This is a genomic window from Cellvibrio sp. (assembly GCF_053579595.1).
In genome coordinates, this window is sequence record NZ_JBRFPI010000199.1 from 1 (window position 1) to 8,319 (window position 8,319).

The following is an 8,319-nucleotide window of genomic DNA, read 5'->3' on the forward strand; positions in this document are numbered from 1 at the left end:
GCGTTGGCGGGGCTGGTATCGCTGGAGCAGACCTCAACCATGGCGCCCGCTTTAATCAGCGCATCGCGGTATTTATTGGCAGTTGCCTCATCCAGATTGCGTTTGAGCGGCACCGGACGACCGGTAAACAAGGCATCAATTTTGGCCGCATCAGCCTTGAACAGCTGCTGCAATTTGGCCTTTACTTCAGCCAACTGGTGGCCGAAGACGATATCGCCGCGGAAAATAATGTCGAATTCGGGAGCGCTCATAATCCAAAAATCCTGCTGCTAAAACTGCACTGCCTGAATAATAGCACTCACTGCCCCTAATGCCGCCCTATACAGTAGGCGATCAAATAAGAGCGATAAACAGCGCACAGAATGTAACCAATCAGTCTTACAGGCGACTGGCAGTCGGTGCAACCGACAACCATACTCAATGCCTAAACTGCGAGGGAGTGGTGAAACTATGTTGCCTTTTATTCAAAAGAAACTGCAAGACAATCGCTTGGTGATTGATGGCGCGCTCAGCCCACACGGCAATGCACGCATCAAGGTGGAACAGGACATCGCCTTTTTGACCGACCGGATCAATGCAATGCAGGCGCATCCGCGGCCTAACACTATGCTGATCGAGCACTATCAATCCATGCTCAAGAGCCGCGAGTCAGTACTGAAGTGGCTACTGGATGGCTGCGATGATGAGACCAGTTATTTGCCCGACCAGCGCAGCGCCTGATCATCTACTAATCACCAGCGTCATCATTGAGATGATGATCCATATCGAGCGCCGGAGACTCTCCCTTCGGCCTGCCGATAGGCTTGGCTGGCACACCCGCAACGGTAGTGTGCGGTGCAACTGCGTCTAATACCACACTGCCTGCACCGATTTTAGCTCCCTCGCCAATTTCAATATTCCCCAAAATTTTTGCCCCCACGCCAATCAAGACACCACGCCGGATTTTGGGATGGCGATCGGTTTTCACGCAGCCGCTGCCGCCGAGAGTGACGCTGTGCAGCATAGACACATCATCTTCAATCACTGTGGTTTCGCCGATCACCACACCGGTGGCGTGGTCGATCATAATGCCACTACCGATGTGCGCACCCGGATGAATATCCACATCAAACGCCTGCGAAATCTGGTTCTGGAAATAGAGCGCGAGCGCGTTGCGTTTTTGCAGCCACAACCAGTGCGCAATACGCCAGGATTGCAACGCGTGATAACCTTTGAAAAATAAAAACGGCATGCAGAATTTATTGCACGCTGGATCGCGCTCGCGGTGCGCGCGAATATCCGCGCGCATCGCCTGCTCAATACTGACATCGGCCTGCATCGCCTCGGTAAACACTTCGCGCAGCATCATCGCAGGCAATGCCTGGCTATCAAGTTTATTGGCAAGGTGAAAACTGATAGCCGCCGCAAAAGTTGCGTGGTTCAAAATACTCGCGTGATAAAAACTCGCGAGCACAGGTTCATCGGCACTCGCCTGCTGCGCCTCAGCGCGGATTTCTTGCCACACATCAACGTGGGCGAAATTGTGTGCTGGTATTTGCATAACAACCCGGCTCAGTGATCCTTAGAAATTAGCTCTGCTTTAAAAATTAACGGGATTAATTCATCCATCGCAAAAAATATTTCCGCACCTAGTTCACGCATAGGCTGTAATAACACATTGTCACTGCCATCGCTATTCGGCGGGCAATACCCGAGTGGGCGCATGCCGGCAGCAACTGCTGCTTGAATGCCGGTCAAGGAATCTTCCACAACGATTGCTTGCTCTGCAGGAATATCTAATATTTTTGCTGCATATAAAAATAAATCCGGCGCCGGTTTGCCGCGCGTTACATCTTCAAAACTGAACACACGCCCTTGCACATAGGGCATGATCCCGGTTTTAGCCAGAGTCATGCGCATTTTTTCGTGCTTGCCGTTGGAGGCAACACAAAACGCAACCTGCTTTTCTTTCAAACTATCCAATACGCTCATCACACCGGCAACCGGCTCCAATTCTTTTTCGCACACCACCAGCGTTTGCAATTGTACATGCCGCCAGAATTGCGCTCCGCGCTCTGCTTGCTCAGCAGCGCTCAGATTTTTCCACGACTCAAGCTTGGACAATTCTTCCGTAATCATGCGGATACAATCTGCCACGGATTTTCCGCGATAGGTTTCCAGAATATAGTCCGCACTCAACTCAACTCCAATTTCTTTTAAGCAATCACTCGACACCTGCGCAGAGATAATTTCGCTATCTACCAGTACACCGTCGCAATCAAAAATAACTAACATACTTATCTCTTTACCTCTGCAATAAAAACAACACTCAAATCGACTGATTTGATGGTGCCGGATAAGGTGCTTTTAATAAAATCGCCAAACCCGCCACTAAAAACACTATCAACGCCGCCATACCGATGCGCGCTGAATCGGTATAGAGCGTTAAACTTGCTACGGCCATGGGCGCTAAAAAAGCAGTCGCACGACCAGCAAGCGCATAGATACCAAAATAGCGCCCTGCCTCATCGACGCTCACACTGCGCGCCATAAATGAACGAGATGAAGCCTGCACCGGCCCGAAAGCCAAGCCAATTAGCAAACCAAAACCGACATAGGCTTTTTCGGCATCCGTCGCAAATAATCCCCCGGAATCCACAGTGGAAAATTGCACCAGACCAAAAAGTGTATAACCAGGGCCGGTGGAGATAACACCGATAGTGGCAGCAATCAAACACAATAAACTGAGCAGAATCACTTTTTTCGAACCCATGCGCGCATCCAATCGCCCTGCATAAGCGCAGCCGCCGATAGCAACCAAAAGCAATAAAATACCGTAAATGCCCATCTCAATCGTCTGCCAGCCAAACATACCTGCAGCAAAAGTGCCACCCAGTGCCAGCAGGCCGTTAACACCATCTTGATAGATCATGCGCGCCACTAAAAAACGCAATAAACCCGCGCGCTGTTTTAATTCATGCAGCGTATTTTTTAATTCGCCGATACTGTCAGCAATCGCCGTTTTTAATGGCACACCTTTACTGCTATCCGGTGTAAAGAGAAACATCGGCAAAATAAAAATGAAATACCACAGTGCAGCGTAGGGGCCGGTTATGCGCGCATCCTCACCCTGCGCCGCATCCAAGCCAAACAGCGGTGTTATTCCAATTAATGTTTTACCGGTGGAGGGATTTCCCGCAAGCAGCAGTAATACGCTAAATAAAACAATCAAGCCACCGAGATAACCCAAGCCCCAAGCGAGATTGGAAATGCGCCCGATATCTTCTTTCGCAATCAGGCGCGGCATCATTGAATCGTTAAACACAATTGAAAATTCAGCAGCAACCATTGCCACAACGACACACAGCATCGGCAACCATAACGCAGAACCTGGAGCAGCAAACCAGAGCAATAAGAGCGCGCTAATTTTTAGCGCCGCAAAAAAAGCAATCCAGCGTTTGCGCGCGCCAGTTGCATCGGCAATTGCACCTAATATGGGAGCCATCAGCGCTATCGCTATGCCGGCGATGGTCACCGTATATCCCCAAGCCGCCTGCCCGACAACAGGATCACTCGCAAGACGCGCAACAAAATAAGGGCCAAAAATAAAGGTAATGACTACGGTAAAAAATGGTTGCGCCGCCCAGTCAAATAACATCCAGGAGCGAACGGCTTTGTTTGAGGCAGGCAAGGTCAATTCAGAGTGATTCAAAAAATAATTCCTTATCAATTGTTAATCGACAACAATAAAACGCCGGTAGATTTCATCGAGGTTTTCGAGCACGGTTTCTTTTAATGCCAAATCCGTTTGCTCCAACTGCTCGCGCAATAGTTCCTGCGTAAAGTGACGTGAAAAAAACGTTGCCAAGGGCGTATAACTTAAATGCCATGGCTCAGGCGCTATACCACCGCGATCCCGCGCGTAAGGGCGAAAAAAATCGCTGTTGCCCTGCGCCAATTCGCCATCCAACCAGCGATGAAATTCCGCAAAAGGGCCATCACCTTGCGTTTCTGCAAAGGTTAATTGCAGTTGATATTCGGGATCTAAATGTACGGCACCGTACACATCCACATCCGTTCCCCAATGATGGCGCGACGCACCCGGCAATGCAGACCAGCGCAAAATCGCAAAAACTTTATCGCGCTCCGATAACGTATTTATATCGATGGCCTCACCCGCATCATTCAACACCGGGCGCAGTCCGCGCGCCTTGTTATTCCAGATCAACAACTGCCGATCAAAACTTCGATAACTACTCGCCACTTTTAAAATAAAACCGGCACTGGCAGCACGCTCTGCTAAAAATAATAATGAATCGAGCATCTGCCGATGGACACGGCAGGCGAGTAGCGGCGACTCCATTAGCGCGCGCTCGTCCAATCCCAACAACAGTTCAGGTGTCCAATCAGTCATGCAAGAATTCCGTCAAGCTGGGTTTATAGATGAAATTTCCCGCAAAGTACTGCGCCACTTTATTGCGTTTAGTGCACCATTTGTCTTGATTTGCATAGCATTCGAGAGAAAACAATTGCACAAGACATGCAAGTATGTAAGATAAGGCGGCGATGTAAACGGAAATTTTAAAACACAATACCCGATAATAATAAATGGAGATTGCACTGTATGACTGCCTGTCATAGTGAGTTATTGCAATTAAAGAATCTTGGAATGGCATCGGTAAACATCCTCCGCGCAATAGGGATCAACACCCACGCCGACCTCAAACGCACTGGCGCCGTTGAGGCCTATCGCCGCATACGAGCCCGCGACATCAATGTCTCCAAAGTCATGCTCTACGCCTTGCAAGGTGCGTTGATGGATGTCCATTGGAACGATATCCCCCCCGACCTGAAAGCCCAGTTGGTCAGTGAAGCCGAAATGCCCGAACAGGGAAACTTTTCCAAAGCCACGGCATAGCCGCGCACAAAAATCGCATCCGGTTAACAGACTGAGGTTTTAGGTGCAGTTTTTTCCCCGACACAGGCTACACTAAAAGCGCCTTACTAGTGTTTTTTTGTAACCGAGGGGTATATGCATCTTCCAACCAAACAGTCTGACCTTATGTCTGAGCTCGCGACCAAATTGCGCGCCCTCACCGAACTTTTATGCACCCAAGTAGCCCCGGCCGATGAGCCTTTTGCGATAGCTGCCAGCAGCGATATTTTTGCGGATATCCCCCCGACGCGCACACTGCTGGTTGTCGAAGGCCAAGTCGATTACTACCTGCACAACAAATTGGTCATGCATTTTGAAGAGGGCGACCTGCTTGGCCTGCCACGCTCACTTAACCTCCCGCAAGGGCAATTCAGCTGCGAAGGGCCAGTTACACTGCTGGCCTATGAACGCGATGCACTGGTCGCACAAGCCAATAGTGACTTCAAATCCCAGCGCAACTGGGCCTACCTCCTTCTGAGTACCATCAGCTTTTACGAGCAGGCGCTCACCCAGGAGTTACGTAGCGAATTCCAACCTTCTGCCGGCTTCCTGCATTTTCGCGCAGGTGAAACCATTATCAACCAAGGCGATGTCGCCGACCGCGTTTACACCTTGCTTGAAGGCGCCGCCGACGCTGTCTGCGATGGGGTAAAAGTGGGTGACATTCACGCCAATGAGATCTTCGGTGCTCTCGCCGTGTTTACGCGCCAACCGCGTATCGCCTCGGTAATCGCCAGCAGCGATTGCACTGTATTAGCGGTGCGCAAAGAAGAGTTCATCACCTTGATTGAACACCAACCGCAGATTTGTCTGGGCCTGATTGAAGAGATGGCAGCCAAAATCAACCAACTCAATAATCAATTACTACAAGTAAAATCCGCCGCAACATTCAAATAAGAATATTTCTCAAAAACACTTGACCACAAAGATGAGAACGATTATTGTTAACTCACTGCTGCACAACATCTCCCGTGCAGCAGCCGAGAGGATTCAATAGTCGCCCTGCAAGTCGATTGCGGTTTCTTCTCACCCCCTAGGGTCTTTCCTCTCCGAAAGTCTCTCGGCTAACACGGTTGCTTGGGCCGCCCTTGCGGCGGCCACTTTTCTCCCATCACCTTCCTTATCTACAACCCCTTACTCTGCACTTTTTCCTTTCTTAACGCGGCGATGATTGAAATTCTTTCGCAGCGCACACATATACTCCCCCGACGTTGCGTATAAGGCAGCGAATTAAACATTTTATGGGAGATATTATCGTGTTACGCATAGGCTTGTTTTTGTTAACGAACCTCGCAGTCATGCTGGTGGCGGGCGTTGTGCTGAGCTTGCTCGGCGTGGGCAACTATCGCACCGCAAACGGCCTGGATTTATCAAGCATGCTGGTGTTCTGTGCCGTGTTCGGTTTTGTCGGCTCCTTTATTTCCCTGTTTCTGTCCAAGTGGATGGCAAAGCGCTCCATGGGTGTTCAGTTGATCGAACAACCACGCAATGCCGATGAACAATGGCTGGTAGATACCGTGACCAAACTGTCGCAAAAAGCCGGTATCAAAACCCCGGAAATTGGGGTGTTCGCCGCACAGGAATCCAACGCATTCGCCACCGGCTGGAACCGCAATGCGGCACTGGTTGCAGTGAGCTTGGGCCTGCTGCAACGTTTTGAACGCGATGAAGTGGAAGCGGTACTCGCGCACGAAATCGGCCACGTTGCCAATGGCGATATGATCACCCTGAGCTTGATCCAGGGCGTGGTGAACACCTTCGTGATGTTCTTCGCTCGCATCATCGGCGACTTTGTCGACCGCGTCCTGCTCAAGAACGAAAGTGGTCGCGGTTTTGGTTTTATGATCGCCACAATGGTTGCCGAAGTGGTTTTGGGTATTTTGGCCTCGATGATCGTTGCTGCTTTCTCGCGCTACCGCGAATACCGCGCCGACCATGCCGGTGCCACACTGGCCGATCGCGGTGCCATGATCCGCGCCCTGCAACGCCTGCAAGCTGAGTCTAACGCTGGTGCCGAAAGCCCCTTGCCAAGCAGTATGCGCGCGTTTGGTATCAGCGGCGGTGTACGCAATCTGTTTGCCAGCCATCCTCCGCTGGAAGCACGTATCCAAGCCCTGCGTGACAACGCTTAATCAGCGCGGAGACCGGGTATGAGACTCTGGCGCTGGTTAGTATTAATGTGTGTTACTGGCATCAGCGCACTGAGCGCGAGTGTCCAGGCTTTTTCAACGGATGACGAGCGCAATAGCGTTGAGGTATTTGAAGCAGCACGCCCCAGCGTAGTATTCGTCACCAACCAACAACTCGCGCGCGATCCCTACTCCTTTGATCTGGTGACTGTGCCACGCGGCTCAGGCACCGGATTCGTATGGAACGACAAGGGCTATATCGTCACCAACTACCATGTGGTGGAAGGCGCTCGGCAAATCACCATCACCCTGCAAGACCAATCCAATTGGCCGGCAGAAGTGGTTGGCTTGGCACCGGAGCGCGATCTCGCAGTACTTAAAATCGACGGCAAAAAAGCCAAGTTGAATGCGTTGCCTTTAGGCGATTCAGGCGATTTGCGCGTCGGTCGCAAGGTTCTGGCGATCGGTAATCCATTTGGATTGGATGCCACACTCACTACGGGTGTAGTCAGTGCACTGGGGCGCGAAATCATATCGCCCAACCAACGCAAAATTACCAACGTCATCCAGACTGATGCTGCCATCAACCCCGGCAACTCAGGCGGACCGCTGCTCAACTCCGAGGGCAAGCTGATTGGCGTCAATACCATGATTTACAGTCCGAGCGGTGCGAGCGCAGGCATAGGCTTTGCGATTCCGGTCAACACGGTGAAGGAAGTGGTACCCGAACTCATCGAGCACGGCCGGCTGGTTCGCCCGGTATTGGGCATTGCAGTGGCGCCCGATCAATGGGCACAGCAGATCGGCATTGAGGGCGTGCCCATACTGCGTGTTGAGCCTAACTCGCCCGCCGCTGAAGCTGGGCTTGAGGGCGCAAAACGCAACAACTGGGGTCAGATCACCCTGGGCGATGTTATCGTCGCTATCAATGATTACCCCACGGCCAATGACGACCAGTTACTCAGCGCCTTGGAAAATTACAAGCCTGGCGAAAAAGTCACCGTCAGTGTGGCGCGCGATGGCAAATTGCTCACTCGTACCATTCGCCTTGCAGCACCCAAGTAAGTGACTACTAGCTTACCGGACAAGATGCGCCTCTGCGCGTTTGCTGACATTCCTGAGGCTGGAAGCAAGGGTTTTAAACTGGGCGAACGCAAGCTCTTTGCAGTCAAACAGCAGGGCAAGGTTTACCTTTACCAAAACAGCTGCCCGCATATCGGCATTCCGCTCGAATGGGTGGAAGATCAGTTTCTCGACAGCAGTGGCAGCATGATC

The 8,319-nt window shown here is 51.3% G+C and carries 10 protein-coding genes and 1 pseudogene; 6 read left to right on the forward strand and 5 right to left on the reverse strand.

Annotated features, from left to right (window positions below; all coding sequences use genetic code 11):
- Positions 1–251: pseudogene (locus tag ACWA6V_RS12925) on the reverse strand (hypothetical protein); the annotation flags it as partial.
- 199 nt (positions 252–450) lie between these two features.
- Between ACWA6V_RS12925 and ACWA6V_RS12930 the strand changes: the two are divergent.
- Positions 451–720 carry a hypothetical protein gene (locus tag ACWA6V_RS12930; protein WP_310067869.1) on the forward strand — a complete coding sequence of 90 codons (270 nt, stop codon included), beginning with the start codon at positions 451–453 and terminating at the stop codon, positions 718–720.
- Positions 721–727: 7 nt separating this feature from the next.
- On the opposite strand, the gene cysE is transcribed toward ACWA6V_RS12930, so the two are convergent.
- From cysE to ACWA6V_RS12950, 4 genes are read right to left on the reverse strand one after another with little or no spacing between them, the layout of a single operon-like run.
- On the reverse strand, positions 728–1,540 hold the full coding sequence (gene cysE / locus ACWA6V_RS12935) for a serine O-acetyltransferase (RefSeq protein ID WP_449522877.1): 813 nt from the start codon (positions 1,538–1,540) through the stop codon (positions 728–730).
- An 11-nt stretch (positions 1,541–1,551) separates the two neighbouring features.
- On the reverse strand, positions 1,552–2,274 hold the full coding sequence (locus ACWA6V_RS12940; RefSeq protein WP_449522878.1) for an HAD family hydrolase: 723 nt from the start codon (positions 2,272–2,274) through the stop codon (positions 1,552–1,554).
- A gap of 34 nt (positions 2,275–2,308) precedes the next feature.
- Complete coding sequence (locus tag ACWA6V_RS12945) at positions 2,309–3,691, reverse strand: MFS transporter (RefSeq protein WP_449522879.1); 1,383 nt, start codon at positions 3,689–3,691, stop codon at positions 2,309–2,311.
- Between the two features lie 21 nt (positions 3,692–3,712).
- On the reverse strand, positions 3,713–4,393 hold the full coding sequence (locus ACWA6V_RS12950) for a M15 family metallopeptidase (protein ID WP_449522880.1): 681 nt from the start codon (positions 4,391–4,393) through the stop codon (positions 3,713–3,715).
- Between the two features lie 210 nt (positions 4,394–4,603).
- Here ACWA6V_RS12950 and ACWA6V_RS12955 point away from each other — a divergent pair, with 210 nt between their 5' ends.
- The 5 genes from ACWA6V_RS12955 to ACWA6V_RS12975 form a co-directional block, all read left to right on the forward strand.
- A complete protein-coding gene (locus ACWA6V_RS12955; RefSeq protein ID WP_449522881.1) occupies positions 4,604–4,897 on the forward strand; it encodes a TfoX/Sxy family protein in 294 nt (97 codons plus the stop codon).
- 114 nt (positions 4,898–5,011) lie between these two features.
- On the forward strand, positions 5,012–5,812 hold the full coding sequence (locus ACWA6V_RS12960; protein ID WP_449522882.1) for a Crp/Fnr family transcriptional regulator: 801 nt from the start codon (positions 5,012–5,014) through the stop codon (positions 5,810–5,812).
- A 359-nt stretch (positions 5,813–6,171) separates the two neighbouring features.
- On the forward strand, positions 6,172–7,047 hold the full coding sequence (gene htpX, locus ACWA6V_RS12965) for a protease HtpX (protein ID WP_449522883.1): 876 nt from the start codon (positions 6,172–6,174) through the stop codon (positions 7,045–7,047).
- 18 nt (positions 7,048–7,065) lie between these two features.
- Positions 7,066–8,109 (forward strand): S1C family serine protease, encoded by a 1,044-nt coding sequence (locus tag ACWA6V_RS12970; protein WP_449522884.1) that lies wholly within the window; start codon positions 7,066–7,068, stop codon positions 8,107–8,109.
- Positions 8,110–8,319 (forward strand): Rieske (2Fe-2S) protein (locus ACWA6V_RS12975; protein ID WP_449522885.1); only part of this gene is annotated, 210 nt, incomplete at its 3' end.